Source organism: Methylosarcina fibrata AML-C10, assembly GCF_000372865.1.
GTDB classification, from domain to species: domain Bacteria; phylum Pseudomonadota; class Gammaproteobacteria; order Methylococcales; family Methylomonadaceae; genus Methylosarcina; species Methylosarcina fibrata.
Genome location: NZ_KB889965.1, coordinates 2689279 through 2705644, shown reverse-complemented (window position 1 = coordinate 2705644; position 16366 = coordinate 2689279). Strand labels below are relative to the sequence as shown.

The window sequence follows — 16366 nt, the reverse complement described above, 5'->3', positions numbered from 1 at the left end:
GCTGCCGATACCGTTTTATTCCTGTTTTATGTCGTTCACATACAGTGTAGCTCCAATAACGGCGGCCGGAGCGACGACCAGATTGAGCAGAGGCAGGGTCAATCCCATCATGACGATGCCGCCGAAGCTGAGCGTTCCTAACCGCATGTCTTTGGCCAGTTGTCTCTGCTCCGAAAACAGGACGCCTTCGTTTTCGAGAGGGTAGGCCATGAATTCCAGGGCCATGGCCCAGGCTCCGAACAAGGCCCAGAGAAACGGAGCAAGGATGTTGAGGCCGGGAACGACGAACAGCACGAGCAGCGGCAATGCCCGGGCCGAAAGGTAGCCGGCCCGCCTGAATTCGGCGGCTACGATCCTGGCCAAAGGCGGCTCGGCTACCGTATCTTGCGGCCGGGCGAGCAGCAGCTCCCGGGTTTTTGCCGCCAGTTTTCCATAGAACGGCGCGGCAATGAGATTGGCCAGTACCGTGAAGGAAAAGAAAACGACGATCAGGAAACAGATAAAAATCAGCGGCCATAAGATCCAGTTGAGCCATTGCAGCCAGTCCGGAATAAAATGAGCCATGAACTGGTTGATATAGTGATAACCGATCGTGATGGCGCCGCCGTACAGCACCAGGTTGATCAACACCGGATACGTCAGAAACGGGCGAAGTTCGGGCCGGGTCAATAGTTTCAGGCCCTGGAAAAAATAGCCTATGGCCGACAGCGGGTTATTGCTTTTACTTTTTGCAAACATAATGAAATTGGCCTCTACCAGGATGCTTTGCCGGGAGCGAAGGATATACACCCAATTCGGAGTATATCCGTTACTTTACTCGTGACGGAGCTTTATTGGAGCAATGATCTCACGCCGTGTTCGGATGGGTTCAGGATCACGCCGCGCTCGGTGACGATGGCCGAAATCAGGGCGGCCGGCGTTACGTCGAACACCGGATTCCACGCGGTTATTAAAGAGTTTTCCGTATAACAGGCGGGCAAGAGTTCGTTCGGATTGCGCTGTTCGATCTCGATATCGTTGCCGGACTCGATGCCCGGATCGAGGGTCGAAGTCGGCGCCGCTACCATGACCTTGACACCGTGCTGCCGGGCCAGCACGGCCAGCGCATAAGTGCCGATCTTGTTGGCCGTATCGCCGTTGGCGGCGATACGGTCCGCACCGACCACGACCCAGTTGACGGCGCCGGATTTCATCAGCCAGGCGGCCGCCGAGTCGGCAATCAGCGTCGCCGGAATGCCGTCCTGAGACAATTCCCAGATCGTCAGCCGGGCGCCCTGCAGCCAGGGTCGGGTTTCGCCGGCGTAGACGGCCAAAGGATTTCTTCGATAAGCGCTGCGGATGACGCCGAGCGCGGTGCCGTAGCCGCCGGTCGCCAGCGCGCCGGTATTGCAGTGGGTCAGCACGCCGGCCGCCCCTTGCAACAGATCGGCGCCCAATTCACCCATTCTTCGGTTGTCGGCGATGTCGTCGGCATGAATTTTTTCCGCCCGTGCGCGCAAGGCCGGCAAGGGATTATCGGAAGGCTGGTCCAGGACGGCCTTCATCTGCGCCAGCGCCCAAAACAGATTGACCGCCGTCGGCCGGGATTTGGCCAGGCGCTCGCTATCGGCCTCAACCCGGGCGCGCCAGTCCGCCGGGTTTTCATCGAAATGCCGCAGACAGGACAATACCACGCCGTAAGCCGCGGCAATGCCGATGGCCGGCGCTCCGCGCACCCGCATCGTGGCGATGGCTTCCGCGACGCCTTCCGCGTCTCGGTATTCGTCGTAAACGCTGACGTCGGGCAATTGACGTTGATCCAATACCTTTAAGGAATCCCCTGTCCAGATCAGGGCCTGTACGTTTGGTCGGTTTTGTTCAGTCATTTTTTACTAAATAACAAGTTAAAAAGTTATAATTCCCGAATACTGTTTAGGAACCTGTCCATGCAAGTCGATACGCTCATCCATGCCAGATGGATTATACCCGTTGAGCCGGAATCCGTAACCTATGAATACTACTCCCTGGCGATCAAGAACGGACGCATCGTCGATTGTTTGCCCTCCGACGCGGCCAGACAGCGCTACCGGGCGGCCGCGACCGAACATCTGGACAGCCACGCGCTGCTTCCGGGCTTGATCAATTGCCATACTCACGCCGCGATGACCCTGTTGCGGGGCATCGCCGACGATTTGCAACTGATGGACTGGCTGCAGCATCATATCTGGCCGATCGAGCAAAAATGGATGAGCGAGTCCTTCGTCAGGGACGGGACCGATCTGGCGATTGCCGAAATGATTCGGGGGGGAACGACCTGCTTCAACGACATGTACTTCTTTCCGGAAGTCACGGCAGCGCAGGCGGTCCATCACGGCATCCGCGCCAATATCGGCTTGATCGTCGTCGATTTTCCGTCGGTATGGGCGAAGAACAGCGCCGAATACATCGAAAAAGGCCTGGCCCTGCACGACCAGTTTCGCCATGAACCGTTGATCACCGCCGCTTTCGCTCCGCACGCCCCTTATACGGTTGCGGACGAGCCCCTGAAAAAAATCAGGATGTTCGCCGACGAGCTCGATTTGCCGGTCCACATGCATGTGCATGAAACCCGGCTTGAGATCGAACAGGAACAGGCGAAAACCGGGCAAAGGCCGCTGGCGAGGCTGCATTCGCTGGGGCTGGTCAATCCGTCCCTGATGGCGGTCCATATGACGCAGTTGAACGAGGATGAGATCCGCCTGTTTGCCGAGGCCGGAGCGCACGTCGTCCATTGTCCCGAATCGAACCTGAAGCTCGCCAGCGGATTTTGCCCGGTGGCGCGCTGTCTGGCGGCCGGAATCAATGTCGCGCTGGGCACGGACGGGGCCGCCAGCAACAACGACCTCGACATGTTCGGAGAAATGCGCACCGCCGCGCTGCTGGCGAAAGCCGTTGCCGGAGACGCCCGCGCCGTGCCGGCCATGACTGCGTTGAAAATGGCGACGATCAACGGCGCCAGGGCGCTGGGTCTGGATCACGAGATCGGCTCCCTGACCGTCGGCAAGGCCGCCGACGTCATCGCCGTCGACTTGTCCCATCTGGAGACGCAGCCGGTTTATTGCCCTTTGTCGCAGATCGTTTATGCGGCCAGCCGAGAGCAGGTCAGCGATGTCTGGGTGGCCGGCAGGCGCCTCTTGAACCGACGCTATCCGACCACGATCAACAACGCCGATTTAACGGCCAAGGTGGGCGATTGGCAGCGGCGGCTATCGGTTCGGCCTTGACTGGATGAGTCGACAACTTCACGGATTCTTGTTTCAAGAACAACCTATGACGAATAACCTAGTGTTATAGTAAACTATAAATCCATTTTTAACGGTTAACTCCAATGGCAGCAACAGAAAACGTGCATCCGCACGAAATCCACAAATTCGGCTCAATGGCGGAACGCTGGTGGGATCCTTCCGGGGAGTTCAAAACCCTGCACGACATCAATCCGCTCCGCATCGGCTTCATTCAGGAATACGCCGAATTGGCCGGCAAGCGCGTTCTGGACGTCGGCTGCGGCGGCGGCATTTTGACCGAAGGCCTGGCGAAACTGGGCGCGGACGCGATGGGCATCGACCTGAGCCAGGATCTGATCGACATGGCCGAACTGCATGGGCTTGAAGCCGGCGTCAACGCGCATTATCAAAAAATCAGCGCCGAAGAACTGGCGGAGCAGCAGCCGGCCGGTTTCGATCTTGTCACCTGCATGGAGATGCTGGAGCATGTTCCCGATCCGGGCTCCATCATCAAGTCCTGCGCGACGCTGGTCAAGCCCGGCGGCACGGTGTTTTTCTCAACCTTGAATCGCAATCCGAAAGCCTATCTGCTGGCGATCGTCGCCGCCGAGCATGTGCTCAGAATGCTGCCGAAAGGCACGCACGACTATAAGACGTTCATCAAGCCTTCGGAGTTGAGCCGGTCGGCCCGTGAGTCCGGACTGGAACTCAAGGGCATGGCCGGCATCGAATACAATCCCGTCAGCAAACGCTTCAGCCTGGGCAAAGACATTGGCGTGAACTATCTTGCCGCCTATAAACGGCCGGACTAGGCGGACCGATGCCGAACCCTGCTAAATTATCCTGCGTCTTGTTCGATCTGGACGGCACTCTGGTGGATACGGCTCCCGATCTGATCGCCTGCCTGAACGAAGCCTTGGTTCATTACGGCTTGCCTGCCGCCGCGCCGGAAAAGATCAAACCTTATATCTCGCACGGCGCAAAAGCAATGATCGCCGGCAGCCTCACGGCGCCGCTCGACGAAAAAACACAGACGAGGATTCTGGATTTTCTGCACGACTGCTATCAGCGCAACATCGCGAAACAGAGCGCCTTCTTCGCCGGCATGCCGGAAACGCTGGAAGCGATCGAAGCCCTGGGTTTGAAATGGGGCATCGTCACCAATAAACTGGCCCGTTTTACCAAGCCGTTGACCGATGCCCTGAATCTTACCGGCCGGGCCGCCTGCATCATCAGCGGCGACACCGCGGCGAAGCCGAAACCGTATCCCGAGCCGATGTGGGCCGCCTGCGCCAAGGCCGGAGTCAAGCCCGAGGAGTGCGTCTATATCGGCGATGCCGTGCACGACATCGCGGCGGGCAAAAATGCCCGGATGAAAACTCTGGCGGCCCTTTACGGCTATCTGAATCCGGACGACCGTCCGGAAACCTGGGGCGCCGACGCCCTGATCGCATCCCCACGGCACATTTTTCAATGGATAGAGGCCAACCAATGCCCTTAACAAACCAAGTGTTCCTGATTACCGGCGCAGGCGGCGGCCTGGGCGGCGTTGCCGCGCTGACGCTGGCCCGCAGCGGCGCTCATGTCATTTTGCTCGACAAACGGATGGCCGGGCTCGAAGCCGTTTACGACGCCATCGTCGCGGAGAGGGCGCCCGAGCCCATCCTGTATCCTTTCGACCTGGCCGGGGCCAGCGAAAACGATTATCAGGAGCTGGCCGACCGGATCGAAGCCAAATACGGCTCGCTGCAGGGCATTCTGCATTCGGCGGTCGAATTCTCGTCCTTTGCGCCCTTGGCCCTGACCGGCACCAAGGATTGGGGGCACACCCTGAACGTCAATCTGAACGGGCCGTTTTTGTTGAACCGAGTCTTGCTGCCGGTGCTGCAAAAGAGCGATCACGCCTCGATCGTGGTCACTTCCGATTCTTCGGCCCGGAACGCGCCTGCGTATTTCGGGGCGTACGGAGTCTCGAAGATCGCGCTGGAAGGCATGGCCAGGATACTGGCCGAAGAATGGGAATCATCGGGCAAAATCCGGGTCAATATTCTAGTGCCGGGGCCGGTCGATTCTCCGCTGAGAAAAAGGGCGTATCCGGCGGAAGATAAAACCAGGCTGCCGTCGATGGATTCCCTGGCGCCCGTTTATTTGTATTTGTTCGGTCCGCAAAGCCTTGGCGTCACCGGACAGATTGTGGATGCCCGAACCTTTCATTTATGATCGAATGACCATGGCAGAACGAGAAAGCTATACATTAACCCGGGACGTCAACATGATCACCATACCGGACGGGATGGTCGGAATCCTGAAAAAAGGCGAGACGGTGACTTTGTACCAGGCTCTGGGCAACAATTATACGGTGGTGACCGAGCAGGGCTACATGGTCCGGATCGCGGGAGCCGATGCCGACGCCCTGGGGATGGAGCCTCACCCATCGGATGCCCTGGTATCCGAAACCACTTCCGAAGCCGTCGAACAAAACTGCTGGGAAGTGATGAAAACCGTTTACGATCCCGAGATTCCGGTCAATATCGTCGATCTGGGCCTGGTGTATTCCTGCGAAGTCACGCCGGCGGCGGAAGGGCTCAACGACGTTCACGTCCGGATGACCTTGACTGCGCCGGGCTGCGGCATGGGGCCGGTCATTCAGAGCGATGTCGAAAAATGCATCCGCGCGCTGCCGGGCGTGGCCCACGTCAACGTCGAGGTCGTGCTCGATCCGCCCTGGTCCCGCGACATGATGTCGGAAGTGGCCCAGTTGCAGTTGGGGCTGCTTTGATCGGGGAAATGCTCCGCGACGTCCGTTAAGAGCCCGAATCTGCGCTGCCCGCGACCGCTGCGGCGGTTTGCTGCTGTAACGCGCGGCGGTAGAGAGCGACGGGATTTCCGTTCAGTTGCGTAAGCGCCTGCGTTAAGGCCTGTTTGTCGAACTCGGGCACGATGCCGCCGTTGGCCTTTTGAATCAGATTCAATGCGCTGCTGTAACGCTGGTCCCAAGTCGTCGTTTCGCCGTCGAGATCCGGATGCGCTTCGATGTAGAGGACATGGTCGAGCCAGCCGACCTTGATCGGCTGCTTCACGATATAAACCGGCGTGCCGACCGGAACCGAACGGTACAGCGCCTCGATGTCTTCAGGATACATGCGCACGCAGCCGTGCGTAATCTGCATGCCGATCCCATAGATCTTGTCGATGTCGGTGCCGTGAATCAGATAGCCGCCGGGAATACCGAGATCCAACCGGTAAGCGCCGAGCGGATTGTGAGGGCCGGGCGGCACGACGGGCGGTAACGGGTCGCCGTTGGCGGCGTGTTCGCGCCGGATCGATTCGGGCGGATGCCAGGAAGGATCTTTTATTTTTCCGGTGATCCGGGTTTTGCCCAAGGGCGTCTTCCAGTCCTGCCGGCCGATTCCGTGAGCGTAGGAGACGACTTGCGCGGGCTGGCCGGGTTGAGCCGGAGGGTAGTAATACATCCTGTATTCGGAGATGTTCAGTGTAATGCCTTCGTGAGGCGTGTCCGGCAGAATCCTCCGGTTGGCCAGGCGGATGATTTCTCCTTTTTTGACGTGCCAGCGGTCCACTTCGGGATTCAATCTGACGATTTCGGTCTGCCCCAACAGAAATCGCCTGGCCACGTCCAGCAGGGTTTCATCCTGTTCGGCCCGCGTTAACGGAACGTTGTCTTCGAACTCGGTAATGACGCTGTCGCCGCCGTTCACCGGTAGGTCATACGTTGTGGCTCCGGCTTCGTTTGGGACGGCGAATGAGGCGAATAATAAAAATGAAAGACGTATAAAAATTTTCATGGAAAGATCGGAAGTCAGTCTGGGCGCCGGCAAACAGAGAAGAGACGCAACGAGACGTCAGTCATTCGAGCCGAGTGGATCAAATCATACTTGCTTTATCAGTATATATTAAAATGATATACTAGAAAATAAGAAAACAGTTGAAGTTAGAGCACGCCCGGCCGACCGAATTTCATTTCCGATTCGGACAGAGTGTTTTCCGCCTATCGCCAGAGCTGGCCTGCGGGCAAGCAGCCTGAATAGCTTTGCGGAATCCGGAACAACCGGGGCTTCGATGTTCCCGGATTTCACCGCGTTTCATCCGGGCTGCTCGCTTATTTATGGATAAGCTCCAAGTCTTGCGATACAGGTCAGATCGTAGTAGAGCTTGCCCCGAAGAAGTCAGGAAAGGTCGTTGAATTTCCTGACCGAGGCGCCGGGCGGCGACGGCTTCCAGAAGAGCTGTTACACCGACCGGGAGATCCGCACCTGTACCCTTTTTCTAGACCAGCCCAAGCGGCAGAGGTTCCGATTGCGCCGAATTTCCATGTGTTCGGGCCGGACGGGGCGAGGGCGGAGTTGTCGGTTTTGTCCTATACTTGCTATTGGCGGCTTTACAGCGAGGCCGTATCTCCTTTCAATTTGAAAAGACAGAACCTACATGGATTTAAGAAACGAAGAAGACTTCCTCGAATACGTCGAGACGGCGGTGCAAAGCAATAAGCTGAAGCTGCCGACTTTGCCCCAGGTGGCCCTCAACGTCCAACAGATGGTTAGCAGCAACCGGGCGACCGATGCCGAAATCGCCAAGCTGATCTCCACCGATCCGGGGCTGTCGGTGCGCCTCTTGCAAGTGGCCAACAGCCCACTGTTCCGCGCCCAGGCGAAAATCGACAGCCTCCAGACCGCCATCACCCGCATGGGCCATAACAAAGTCCGCACCTTGGTGAACAGCCTGGTCATGAAGCAATTGTTCAAGCCGAGTTCGCCGGCCCTGGACCAGCAGTTTCAAAGCGTATGGCGGCACAGCGTCCATGTGGCCTCAGTAAGCCGGGCCCTGGCCAGCCGCTGCCGCCATCTCGATCCCGACCAGGCCATGCTGGCGGGGCTGATCCATCAGATCGGCAAGCTCCCCATCCTCACTCTTGCCGAGAAACTCCCCGAACTCGGTAAGGACGGGGCGACGCTGTCACAGCATCTAGAGCGCCTGCATCCTGCTATCGGCAAGCTCATCATGAAATCCTGGAATCTGCCCGAATCGCTCTGCCGGGCGACCTGGGAATACCTGGACTTTCAGCGCGACCCGGCTCCGGAGGCCGATTACGTGGACGTGGTTCAGGTCGCCTACCTGGAGACCCTGGTGTCCGACAATCCTTCGGCCAAGCCTGACCTGGGCCTGGTGCCGGCCTTCGCCAAGCTCGGGCTGGACGCCGAAATCGAGATCCTGGAGATAGAAGCTGTTTCCGAAGTCAGCGACGAAGCCGAAAGGCTGTTGATGTAGGACCGCGCGCTTTGACCGGAGACGGCGTCCAATACAATTTCAGTTCTTACCTGAAATTGACTGACGATTATTGAATTGCGCCGAATGCCCAGCTCGACACTCCGAATGACGCCGATCTTCGGACCGGGATGAATTCATGACCGGATAATGACCGGCCGGTCGGACAGCTCGTTCGGATTTTCTTCTCCGGCGGGAAAGTGGCCGGCCAGCAATCGGTTTATTTGTTCGATGCCCGTCAGCGAACCCTGCCGGAAATCGCCGTTGCGGAAGGCGGTCTGCATGGCTTCCGCTATCGAATTCCATTCGGCTTGAGCCACTCGTCTGGCGATGCCTCGGTCGGCAACGATATGGACTTCGTGATCCGCCAACAGCAGATAGATTAAGACGCCGCTGTTTTCTTCGGTATCCCAGACCTGTAAATCGGAAAACACTTCCAGCGCGCGCTCGCGGGCGGACACGCCCCGCCAGATCCTGACCGGCGCCAGGGTATTTTCAATAGCGAAGCGAATCTCGCCGCGGTGGCGGCGCTCGGACTGTTTGACCGTTTTTTCAATCTCGCTCAGCAGCTCGCCCGGAAACGTCAGGCGCCATCGCCAGGGCGGCGTAAAGAGGTGAACCAGCCAGCGCTTTAAATTTACCATGAGCCCGAGGCGCCTCCGCCGCCGAAACCGCCGCCGCCCCCGCCCCAGGAACTGCCGCCGCCGGAACTTCTGTAGCCGCCGCTGGACCAGCCGCCGCCTCCACGGTGCGTGAAGCCGCCGAGAATCAATATGAAAACCATCAGCCCCAGCACGATGGCGAAGCCGACGCCCAGAAAGACGGCCGCGACCGCGCCGCTGCCGAGCCCGGCCAGCAAGCCGCCCATAAAACGCCCCATCAGTGCCGATAAAATGAATCCTGTGAACAAACCCGCCACCAGAATGAACATGAACGAATTTTCGTTCTCCGCATAGTCCGGTTGCGGTTCCGGCGGAGGCAAGGCTTCTCCGCGGATCAATTGCATCAACTGATTCACGCCGGCGTCGATGCCTCCGGCGAAATCGCCGCGCTTGAAATAAGGCGTGATCGTTTCCTCGATGATGCGTTTGGCGACGGCGTCGGGAATGACGCCTTCCAGTCCGTAACCGACTTCGAGCCGCAGTTTCCGGTCGTTTTTGGCGACGATCAGGATCACCCCGTCGTCGACGTTTTGCCGGCCGATTTTCCAGGCTTCGGCGACCCGGATGCCGAATTGAGCGAGGTCTTCGGAGAGCGTGGTGGGAACCAGTAATACGGCGATCTGGCTTCCCTTTTCGGCCTCGAACGCCGCCAGCTTTCGTTCCAGCGCCTCCATTTGCGTCGGCGACAGGGTGGCGGTAAGGTCGGTAACGCGGCGGGACAAATCGGGGACGGCGATCTGAGGCCAGACCGGCGCAACACAAGCCAGTAGAACAACCCCTAGCAGCGCGCGGGCGAAACGGATCATCGGGATCTGACGGGTTTTATTGTCCGGGAGAGGCCGTAGGGGCCGGAGCGCCGAAATCGACTTTAGGCGGCGTGGCGATCGCTTTTTCATCCTCGACGGTAAAACTGGGCTTGGTCTTGAAGCCGAACAGCATCGCCGTCAGATTGGTGGGGAAGGAGCGCACGGTGACGTTGTATTCCTTGACGGCATCGATGTAGCGATTGCGGGCGACCGTAATACGGTTTTCGGTGCCTTCGAGTTGCGCCTGCAAATCCCGGAACAGGCTATCGGCCTTCAGTTGCGGGTAATTTTCAGCCACTGCCAGCAGGCGGGAAATCGCGCCGGTCATTTGTCCCTGCGCGGCGATGAATTTGTGAAAGGCTTCCTCATCGTCGACCAGTTCGGGCGTTGCCTGCAGGGAGCCGACCCGGGCGCGGGCCTCGGTCACTTGCGTCAATACGTCCTTTTCATGGGCCGCATAGCCCTTGACCACATTGACCAGATTCGGCACCAGATCGGCCCGGCGCTGGTACTGGTTCAGCACTTCGCTCCAGGAGGCCTTGATGTTCTCGTCGGTCGATTGCAGCGTGTTGTATCCGCATCCGGACAAGAGGGCCGCCAGGAATGGAATAATCAGAATGTGATACATAGTCGATCTCGTCGTTTTTTTTGATTTTCTAAGAATGCTTCGATGGCTTCCTGCGATGGCGTCGCGGCCGGGCAGGATCAAGGCTCCTACTTTGCCGGGCTCGGGGACGAAGAGAAGCTACGGTCCAAACGCCGCATCGGGGAATCCGGCATGGCTGTATCGTAATACAGCCGGGCGGAGAAACAAACATTTATTCGATTTTCCGCTTGTTATCGTCGTTAGATATGTCATTAAGGCGCGCCGCGGCCGCTACGACAGGGCTGCTTTGTCCGTTGGCAACGAGGATTGTTGACTACTGGAACCGAGCCGGCAGCCAGCCTCTGTTCACGCAGTCGCGAAAGCACCATTCCGGCGCCGACTCGGTTTTATAGCTCCAGAAAAACCAGCCCAGATATTTTTCGAAAGTCGCCAACTGAGCGGACGCGTAAGCGCGGTAAGCGACATCGGTTTGAAACGCGTCCATATGATCCAGCGCATAGTTGAACGTGCCTTCCAGCCAGAGGGAAACGACTTTCGGGTTGAGGCCCAGGCTCCATTCGCCGACGTACGTCCAAAGGCCCAGTTCGGTAATGATGGCGTCGGCTTCGTTTTTCCAGTCGATCGCCGATTTCTCGATATGGCGGTAAATATCGGCGTCGATGTCGGCCATCTCGAAGCATTGGTAGCGGTGAATGTCGAATACGGCGTTGCGGTATTCAGGCTCCTGCAGAAAGCCCAAATATTCCCGGAACGAGCGGAAGCCGTCGTGAAAAACGACGGCGACGTCGTCCGCGCGGCAATGTTTGCGGATGCGCCGGTAGCCGTCGATCGTGTAGCGTTTCAATAAAGAGGTGTCGATGTCCCAGCGAGGCTCGTTCAGCACTTCGATGGCATGCAGCGAAGGGCGGCTTCGGTAGCGTTCGGCCAGCCGTTCCAGGACATTCAGGGAATGCTGGAGATATTCCTCGCGCGTATGCCACTCGCAGACGTCCTGGATGCCGCCGTTGTCGAACCCGTTTTGGCAGCCGGGCGCGGCATGGAGATCCAGGACGACGTGCTGCCCGAACTCCTCCGCCCAGTCGAAAGCCCGGTCCAGAATATGGACGCCGCCGTCGACGTACGGATGGCTTAGGGCGCCGTAAGCGCTGTGGTAAGGATAATCCGGCCCGAACAGCCAGTGTCCGACCGGGATGCGCACCGCATTGATGCCGACGCCGGCCAGCCAGGCAAAATCGTCCCGGGTAATGAAGGAATCCCAGTGCCGTTTCAAAATGGGATCCGCCCGGTCGCCGAGCTCGACGCACCAGGACGTTTCATCCTTTGCCTGAAGGCCTTCGAACAGGCTGGGCGTCATCCATTTTTCCAGGACCAGCCAGCCGCCGAGATTGACGCCTCTGAGTTTTTTGCCGAATTTGTTGTCGAAAATGGAGCTCATCTTGTTGTTCCTGTCGTTTGTAAGTTACTTGTCGGCATGGTTTTCAGGCGTCGGCAAAGTGATTTTTCGTTCATGAAAGGCTTCGGCCGTGGGTTGGTTGGTAATGGACAGAAGCGTGGTTTCGGGGATTTCCTGGCAAATCAGCCGCAGCATCGCGGTTTCTCCTTCCGGATCGAGCGAATCGAAAGCTTCCTGCAGCAGAACCCATTTGGGCCGGTTCAATAGCAATCGCGCCAATCCCAGGCGCTGCTGCTGCTCGCGCGTCAGCGATTTTTCCCAGTTGTCGGTTTCGTCGAGTAGTTCGATCAGATCGTCCACGCCCGCCTGCCGGAGTGCTTTCACCACAGTTTCCTGGGCGAAGCGGTCGCCGCCGTCGGGATAGCAGATGGCTTCGCGCAGCGTGCCGGCGGGCAGATAGGGCCGAGGCGGCATGAAAAACATCGGCTCATCGTCGGGCAATTCGATGCGCCCGCTGCCCCAGGGCCAGAGGCCCGCGATCGCTTTGAACAGCTTCGCGCCGGTCGGAGCGTGTCCTGCGATCAGTACCCGTTCGCCCGGCCCGATTTCAGCATTGATGTTGCACAGGATCATCTCGCCGTTCAGTTTGGAAATGCATAGATCGCGAAAGGCGAGGGCGGAACGATCCGATTTTTCAACCTGAATCCGGTGCGGGTCGGGATGTGAAATTTTTTCTTCCAGCGCGTCCAGGGCCTCGGTCAGTCCCAGCACGCGCTCGACCGAGGCGCGCCACTGGGCGATTCCGGCCATATTGTCGACCGGCCAGGACAAAGCCGATGCCATATGCTGAAAGGCTTGCGCCGACTGCATCAGGACGCCGAGCGTGATGGTGCCGAAGATGTACCGGGGGGACGAAACCAGAATCGGAAACGCCATCGACAACACCGAATAACCGGAAGTGAACAACATGATCTGTTTCCATGCTTCGGTTTGCCGGTCATAGGCTTCCGTGACTTCCTGGAATAGTCTATGCAGCCGCGTCTGTTCGTTGGCCTCGCCGCGAATCAGCGCGATGGCCTGAGAATTCTCGCGGGCGCTGACCAGGCCGAAGCGGAAATTCGCTTCCATGGTCTGCCGGACGTTCGTCGTCGTCATCAACGGCCGTCCGATCCGCCAGCCCAAATACGAGGCGACGGCGGCATAAATCAGGGCAATCCAGACCAGATGGCCATATACGGGTATCTGGATAAAGCCCAGATTCAGTATCACGGTGCCCGACAGATTCCATAAAATCGTCGTGAAGCTGACCAGCATCAACGAACTGTACAGTAACGAATGGCCCATGCCGATGGCGTCGTCCACGGCGATCCGGACGTCTTCGGCGATGCGCCCGTCCGGATTGGAGTGATCGCCCTGAATGTGCGTGACTTGATAATGCCGTCCGTTTTGCATCCAGCGTCCGACCACGCGGCCGGTCAGCCAGGCGCGCCAACTGATTTGCAGACGCCGCTTGATCAGCAGGTGGGTGGCCGTCACGCCCATGCTGGCGCCGAAGATCAAAATCAGCAGGCCGATCTGCTGGAAGAAGCCGGACAGGGAGTGCTGCTCCAGCGCATTGAACAGATTGGCGCTCCATTTATTGATGACGACGGCAAGGACGATCTGGATTAGCGTGAGGCCGATCAGCGTATAGGTGCGGCTTCGGATAACCGCCTTCTCTTCCGAATTCCAGAAAGGGCCGGCTAGCTTGAGAAAAAGCAAAAAAAATTGACTAGAGCCGCGCATGGGCTAATCTCCATGTAAAAATCATAATGAGGACCGGACGAAAGGGGCGCGTTGTCATTTCTTCAGCACCAGTACCGTAAGAAGTAGATATTAATACCAAATCGAATATTAGCAATATTCCGGTAGTTATATCATTGTATAATGAACCGGAATCTCATCATCAGGAAGAACATTTAAACATGCTAACTTATCCGCAAATCGATCCCATTGCGATCAGCATCGGGCCACTTAAAGTCCACTGGTACGGTTTGATGTATTTGCTGGGTTTTGCCGCGGTCTGGATTTTAGGGCAGTATCGGGCCAGGCAGCCCTGGTCTCCGATAAAACCGGAAGCCATCGAAGACTTGGTGACTTACGGCGCTTTGGGCGTTATTCTGGGAGGAAGGATCGGTTATATCGTGTTTTACAATTTTGCCGAATTTCTGCGCGATCCTCTCGTACTTTTCAAAATATGGCAGGGCGGCATGTCTTTTCATGGCGGCATGCTGGGCGTATTCGTGGCCATGTGGCTCTTCAGCAAAAAGCAGAACTGCACCATGCTGCAACTGACCGACCTCATTGCGCCGTTGGCGCCGATCGGCTTGGGCGCAGGCCGCATCGGCAACTTCATCAATTCCGAACTGTGGGGGCGAACGACCGACGTGCCCTGGGCCATGGTGTTTCCAAACGGCGGTCCCTTGCCTCGCCATCCTTCGCAGCTTTACGAAGCCTTTTTAGAAGGCGTGGTGCTGTTTGCGATACTCTGGACTTATACCGCCAGGCCGAGGCCGGCGATGGCGCCGACCGGAATGGGTTTGTTTTTTTACGGCTGTTTCCGGTTTTTTGTCGAATTTTTCCGAATGCCCGATGCGCAAATCGGTTATCTGGCGTTGCAATGGGTGACCATGGGGCAGATCCTGTCCCTGCCGATGATCGTGATCGGAGCCTTGATGTTTTATTTTGCGCATAAAAAAGCGGCATGAAACAGTACTTGCAACTCCTGGAAAAAGTTCTGACGGAAGGAACTCTCAAAGGCGACCGGACCGGGAGCGGCACTTTGTCGATCTTCGGCCACCAGATGCGGTTTCCGCTGGCGGAAGGTTTTCCTCTGGTCACCACCAAAAAGATTCATGTAAAATCGGTTATCCATGAGTTGTTGTGGTTTTTGCAGGGCGACACCAATCTGGCCTATCTGCATCGGCATGGAGTCAGCATCTGGGACGAATGGGCCGACGGCTTCGGCGAACTGGGGCCGATCTACGGCCGTCAATGGCGGTCCTGGCCGGCTCCCGACGGACGTGCGATCGACCAGTTGCAGCAGGTGGTCGAACAGCTCAAAACCACGCCGAACAGCCGGCGAATGATCGTATCGGCCTGGAACGTTGCCGATCTGCCGGACGAAAAACTGAGCCCCAAGGCCAACGTGGATCGGGGCAAGATGGCCCTGGCGCCCTGCCACGCCCTGTTTCAGTTCTACGTGGCGGACGGCAGGTTGTCCTGCCAGCTTTACCAGCGCAGTTGCGACACGTTTCTGGGCGTGCCGTTCAACATCGCCAGCTATGCCTTATTGACCCACATGGCCGCGCAGCAGGCCGGCCTGGACGTGGGGGACTTTATCTGGACGGGGGGCGACGTGCATTTGTATTTGAATCATCTGGACCAGGCCAGGTTGCAACTGACCCGCGCACCGCATGCATTGCCGGTATTGAGGCTGAAACGCAAACCGGATTCGCTGTTCGATTACCGGTACGAAGATTTCGAATTCATAAACTATCGGGCGCACGATCCGATCAAGGCCCCCATCTCGGTGTAGTTCCGGGGATTTCATTTCCGGAGAGCCCGCGCCTTATGGGCAATGCAGGCTGAAAGTGCCGACGCGCACCGAGCCGTCTCCGGTCTTGCCGATTTCCTTAAGATTGAAGCGACTTTTATAAATTATGAACAATTATCATTATAGAGCCCATCCCTGGCACGGCATCAGCGCGGGCGACAATACGCCGTCCATTGTCACCGCCTTTATCGAAATCGTGCCGACCGATACCGTCAAATACGAAATCGACAAACAGAGCGGTTTTTTAAAAATCGACCGCCCGCAAAAGTTTTCCAACATGGTGCCGACCTTGTACGGGTTCATTCCGAGAACCTGCTGCGGCAGCAAGGTGGCCGAATTCGCCGCGTTGAAATCCGGCAAAAGGGACATCAAGGGCGACGGCGACCCCCTGGACATCTGTGTTCTGAGCGAACGCAGCGTCACCCACGGCGACATCATCCTGCAGGCGATTCCGGTGGGCGGCTTCCGGCTGCTCGACAACGGCGAAGCCGACGACAAGATTATTGCGGTAATGAAAGGGGACGAGTTTTACCGGCAATGGACCGACGTGTCGGACTGTCCGACTTCCTACATCAATCGGCTGATGCACTATTTTTTGACCTATAAAAATCTGCCTGGCGAGAAACCCACCTGCGAAATAACCGATGTGTATGGGCGGGCCGAAGCGCATGAGGTCATCATCCGTTCGATGCAGGATTACATGAGCCTTTTTAACGGCTTGTCGGATTTATGATGGTGCCGAAGAGCGGCCGTTCTTTTCCTCCTTTCAGCAGTTCGT

18 protein-coding genes are annotated in these 16366 nt (G+C 57.6%); 10 read left to right on the top strand and 8 right to left on the bottom strand.

Annotation, left to right across the window (positions count from 1 at the left end; genetic code table 11):
- Positions 1-15: 15 nt before the first annotated feature.
- Together cysZ and mtnA are read right to left on the bottom strand one after the other, a co-directional pair.
- Complete coding sequence (cysZ, locus tag A3OW_RS0112760; protein WP_020563829.1) at positions 16-738, bottom strand: sulfate transporter CysZ; 723 nt, start codon at positions 736-738, stop codon at positions 16-18.
- 92 nt (positions 739-830) lie between these two features.
- Positions 831-1865, bottom strand: a complete 1035-nt coding sequence (gene mtnA / locus A3OW_RS0112755) for an S-methyl-5-thioribose-1-phosphate isomerase (protein ID WP_026223564.1) — start codon at positions 1863-1865, stop codon at positions 831-833.
- A gap of 60 nt (positions 1866-1925) precedes the next feature.
- On the opposite strand from mtnA, the gene A3OW_RS0112750 reads away from it, so the two are divergent.
- From A3OW_RS0112750 to sufT, 5 genes are all read left to right on the top strand, one after another.
- Positions 1926-3242: a TRZ/ATZ family hydrolase gene (locus A3OW_RS0112750; RefSeq protein WP_020563827.1), complete on the top strand. Its 1317-nt coding sequence runs from the start codon at positions 1926-1928 to the stop codon at positions 3240-3242.
- Positions 3243-3346: 104 nt separating this feature from the next.
- Entirely contained in the window at positions 3347-4054 is a 708-nt protein-coding gene (ubiG, locus tag A3OW_RS0112745) for a bifunctional 2-polyprenyl-6-hydroxyphenol methylase/3-demethylubiquinol 3-O-methyltransferase UbiG (protein WP_020563826.1), read from the top strand.
- 8 nt (positions 4055-4062) lie between these two features.
- A complete protein-coding gene (locus A3OW_RS0112740; RefSeq protein ID WP_020563825.1) occupies positions 4063-4743 on the top strand; it encodes an HAD family hydrolase in 681 nt (226 codons plus the stop codon).
- Positions 4734-5462: an SDR family NAD(P)-dependent oxidoreductase gene (locus A3OW_RS0112735; RefSeq protein WP_020563824.1), complete on the top strand. Its 729-nt coding sequence runs from the start codon at positions 4734-4736 to the stop codon at positions 5460-5462. Before A3OW_RS0112740 ends, A3OW_RS0112735 begins: the two co-directional genes overlap by 10 nt.
- A 10-nt stretch (positions 5463-5472) precedes the next feature.
- Positions 5473-6021, top strand: a complete 549-nt coding sequence (gene sufT, locus A3OW_RS0112730; protein WP_026223563.1) for a putative Fe-S cluster assembly protein SufT — start codon at positions 5473-5475, stop codon at positions 6019-6021.
- A gap of 25 nt (positions 6022-6046) precedes the next feature.
- Here sufT and A3OW_RS24930 read toward each other — a convergent pair whose 3' ends face one another.
- Positions 6047-7048, bottom strand: coding sequence for a L,D-transpeptidase family protein (locus A3OW_RS24930; protein WP_033411734.1), 1002 nt, complete (start codon positions 7046-7048; stop codon positions 6047-6049).
- 640 nt (positions 7049-7688) lie between these two features.
- Here A3OW_RS24930 and A3OW_RS0112720 point away from each other — a divergent pair.
- A complete protein-coding gene (locus tag A3OW_RS0112720) occupies positions 7689-8528 on the top strand; it encodes an HDOD domain-containing protein (RefSeq protein ID WP_020563821.1) in 840 nt (279 codons plus the stop codon).
- Between the two features lie 134 nt (positions 8529-8662).
- Here A3OW_RS0112720 and A3OW_RS0112715 read toward each other — a convergent pair whose 3' ends face one another.
- From A3OW_RS0112715 to A3OW_RS0112705, 3 genes are read right to left on the bottom strand one after another with little or no spacing between them, the layout of a single operon-like run.
- Complete coding sequence (locus A3OW_RS0112715; protein WP_020563820.1) at positions 8663-9169, bottom strand: TPM domain-containing protein; 507 nt, start codon at positions 9167-9169, stop codon at positions 8663-8665.
- Complete coding sequence (locus A3OW_RS0112710) at positions 9163-9993, bottom strand: TPM domain-containing protein (RefSeq protein WP_020563819.1); 831 nt, start codon at positions 9991-9993, stop codon at positions 9163-9165. Before A3OW_RS0112710 ends, A3OW_RS0112715 begins: the two co-directional genes overlap by 7 nt.
- Before the next feature lie 16 nt (positions 9994-10009).
- Positions 10010-10621: a LemA family protein gene (locus tag A3OW_RS0112705; RefSeq protein WP_020563818.1), complete on the bottom strand. Its 612-nt coding sequence runs from the start codon at positions 10619-10621 to the stop codon at positions 10010-10012.
- A 42-nt stretch (positions 10622-10663) separates the two neighbouring features.
- Here A3OW_RS0112705 and A3OW_RS28865 point away from each other — a divergent pair, with 42 nt between their 5' ends.
- A complete protein-coding gene (locus A3OW_RS28865) occupies positions 10664-10786 on the top strand; it encodes a hypothetical protein (protein WP_020563817.1) in 123 nt (40 codons plus the stop codon).
- 127 nt (positions 10787-10913) lie between these two features.
- Here the strand turns inward: A3OW_RS28865 and A3OW_RS0112695 are convergent, their stop codons facing one another.
- Together A3OW_RS0112695 and A3OW_RS0112690 are read right to left on the bottom strand one after the other, a co-directional pair.
- Complete coding sequence (locus A3OW_RS0112695; protein WP_020563816.1) at positions 10914-12035, bottom strand: glycoside hydrolase family 5 protein; 1122 nt, start codon at positions 12033-12035, stop codon at positions 10914-10916.
- Between the two features lie 24 nt (positions 12036-12059).
- A complete protein-coding gene (locus A3OW_RS0112690) occupies positions 12060-13778 on the bottom strand; it encodes an ABC transporter ATP-binding protein/permease (protein WP_020563815.1) in 1719 nt (572 codons plus the stop codon).
- 179 nt (positions 13779-13957) lie between these two features.
- Here A3OW_RS0112690 and lgt point away from each other — a divergent pair, with 179 nt between their 5' ends.
- From lgt to A3OW_RS0112675, 3 genes are all read left to right on the top strand, one after another.
- Positions 13958-14740 carry a prolipoprotein diacylglyceryl transferase gene (lgt, locus tag A3OW_RS0112685; RefSeq protein WP_026223562.1) on the top strand — a complete coding sequence of 261 codons (783 nt, stop codon included), beginning with the start codon at positions 13958-13960 and terminating at the stop codon, positions 14738-14740.
- Positions 14737-15570: a thymidylate synthase gene (gene thyA, locus A3OW_RS0112680; protein ID WP_020563813.1), complete on the top strand. Its 834-nt coding sequence runs from the start codon at positions 14737-14739 to the stop codon at positions 15568-15570. Before lgt ends, thyA begins: the two co-directional genes overlap by 4 nt.
- Before the next feature lie 124 nt (positions 15571-15694).
- Positions 15695-16321, top strand: a complete 627-nt coding sequence (locus tag A3OW_RS0112675) for an inorganic pyrophosphatase (RefSeq protein ID WP_020563812.1) — start codon at positions 15695-15697, stop codon at positions 16319-16321.
- Positions 16322-16366 lie beyond the last annotated feature (45 nt).

What these genes read in the sequence shown, in the direction of transcription:
- cysZ (WP_020563829.1), bottom strand. Translation starts at nt 738, where the DNA reads ATGTTTGCAAAAAGTAAAAGCAATAACCCGCTGTCGGCCATAGGCTAT.
- mtnA (WP_026223564.1), bottom strand. Translation starts at nt 1,865, where the DNA reads ATGACTGAACAAAACCGACCAAACGTACAGGCCCTGATCTGGACAGGG.
- A3OW_RS0112750 (WP_020563827.1), top strand. Translation starts at nt 1,926, where the DNA reads ATGCAAGTCGATACGCTCATCCATGCCAGATGGATTATACCCGTTGAG.
- ubiG (WP_020563826.1), top strand. Translation starts at nt 3,347, where the DNA reads ATGGCAGCAACAGAAAACGTGCATCCGCACGAAATCCACAAATTCGGC.
- A3OW_RS0112740 (WP_020563825.1), top strand. Translation starts at nt 4,063, where the DNA reads ATGCCGAACCCTGCTAAATTATCCTGCGTCTTGTTCGATCTGGACGGC.
- A3OW_RS0112735 (WP_020563824.1), top strand. Translation starts at nt 4,734, where the DNA reads ATGCCCTTAACAAACCAAGTGTTCCTGATTACCGGCGCAGGCGGCGGC.
- sufT (WP_026223563.1), top strand. Translation starts at nt 5,473, where the DNA reads ATGGCAGAACGAGAAAGCTATACATTAACCCGGGACGTCAACATGATC.
- A3OW_RS24930 (WP_033411734.1), bottom strand. Translation starts at nt 7,048, where the DNA reads ATGAAAATTTTTATACGTCTTTCATTTTTATTATTCGCCTCATTCGCC.
- A3OW_RS0112720 (WP_020563821.1), top strand. Translation starts at nt 7,689, where the DNA reads ATGGATTTAAGAAACGAAGAAGACTTCCTCGAATACGTCGAGACGGCG.
- A3OW_RS0112715 (WP_020563820.1), bottom strand. Translation starts at nt 9,169, where the DNA reads ATGGTAAATTTAAAGCGCTGGCTGGTTCACCTCTTTACGCCGCCCTGG.
- A3OW_RS0112710 (WP_020563819.1), bottom strand. Translation starts at nt 9,993, where the DNA reads ATGATCCGTTTCGCCCGCGCGCTGCTAGGGGTTGTTCTACTGGCTTGT.
- A3OW_RS0112705 (WP_020563818.1), bottom strand. Translation starts at nt 10,621, where the DNA reads ATGTATCACATTCTGATTATTCCATTCCTGGCGGCCCTCTTGTCCGGA.
- A3OW_RS28865 (WP_020563817.1), top strand. Translation starts at nt 10,664, where the DNA reads ATGGCTTCCTGCGATGGCGTCGCGGCCGGGCAGGATCAAGGCTCCTAC.
- A3OW_RS0112695 (WP_020563816.1), bottom strand. Translation starts at nt 12,035, where the DNA reads ATGAGCTCCATTTTCGACAACAAATTCGGCAAAAAACTCAGAGGCGTC.
- A3OW_RS0112690 (WP_020563815.1), bottom strand. Translation starts at nt 13,778, where the DNA reads ATGCGCGGCTCTAGTCAATTTTTTTTGCTTTTTCTCAAGCTAGCCGGC.
- lgt (WP_026223562.1), top strand. Translation starts at nt 13,958, where the DNA reads ATGCTAACTTATCCGCAAATCGATCCCATTGCGATCAGCATCGGGCCA.
- thyA (WP_020563813.1), top strand. Translation starts at nt 14,737, where the DNA reads ATGAAACAGTACTTGCAACTCCTGGAAAAAGTTCTGACGGAAGGAACT.
- A3OW_RS0112675 (WP_020563812.1), top strand. Translation starts at nt 15,695, where the DNA reads ATGAACAATTATCATTATAGAGCCCATCCCTGGCACGGCATCAGCGCG.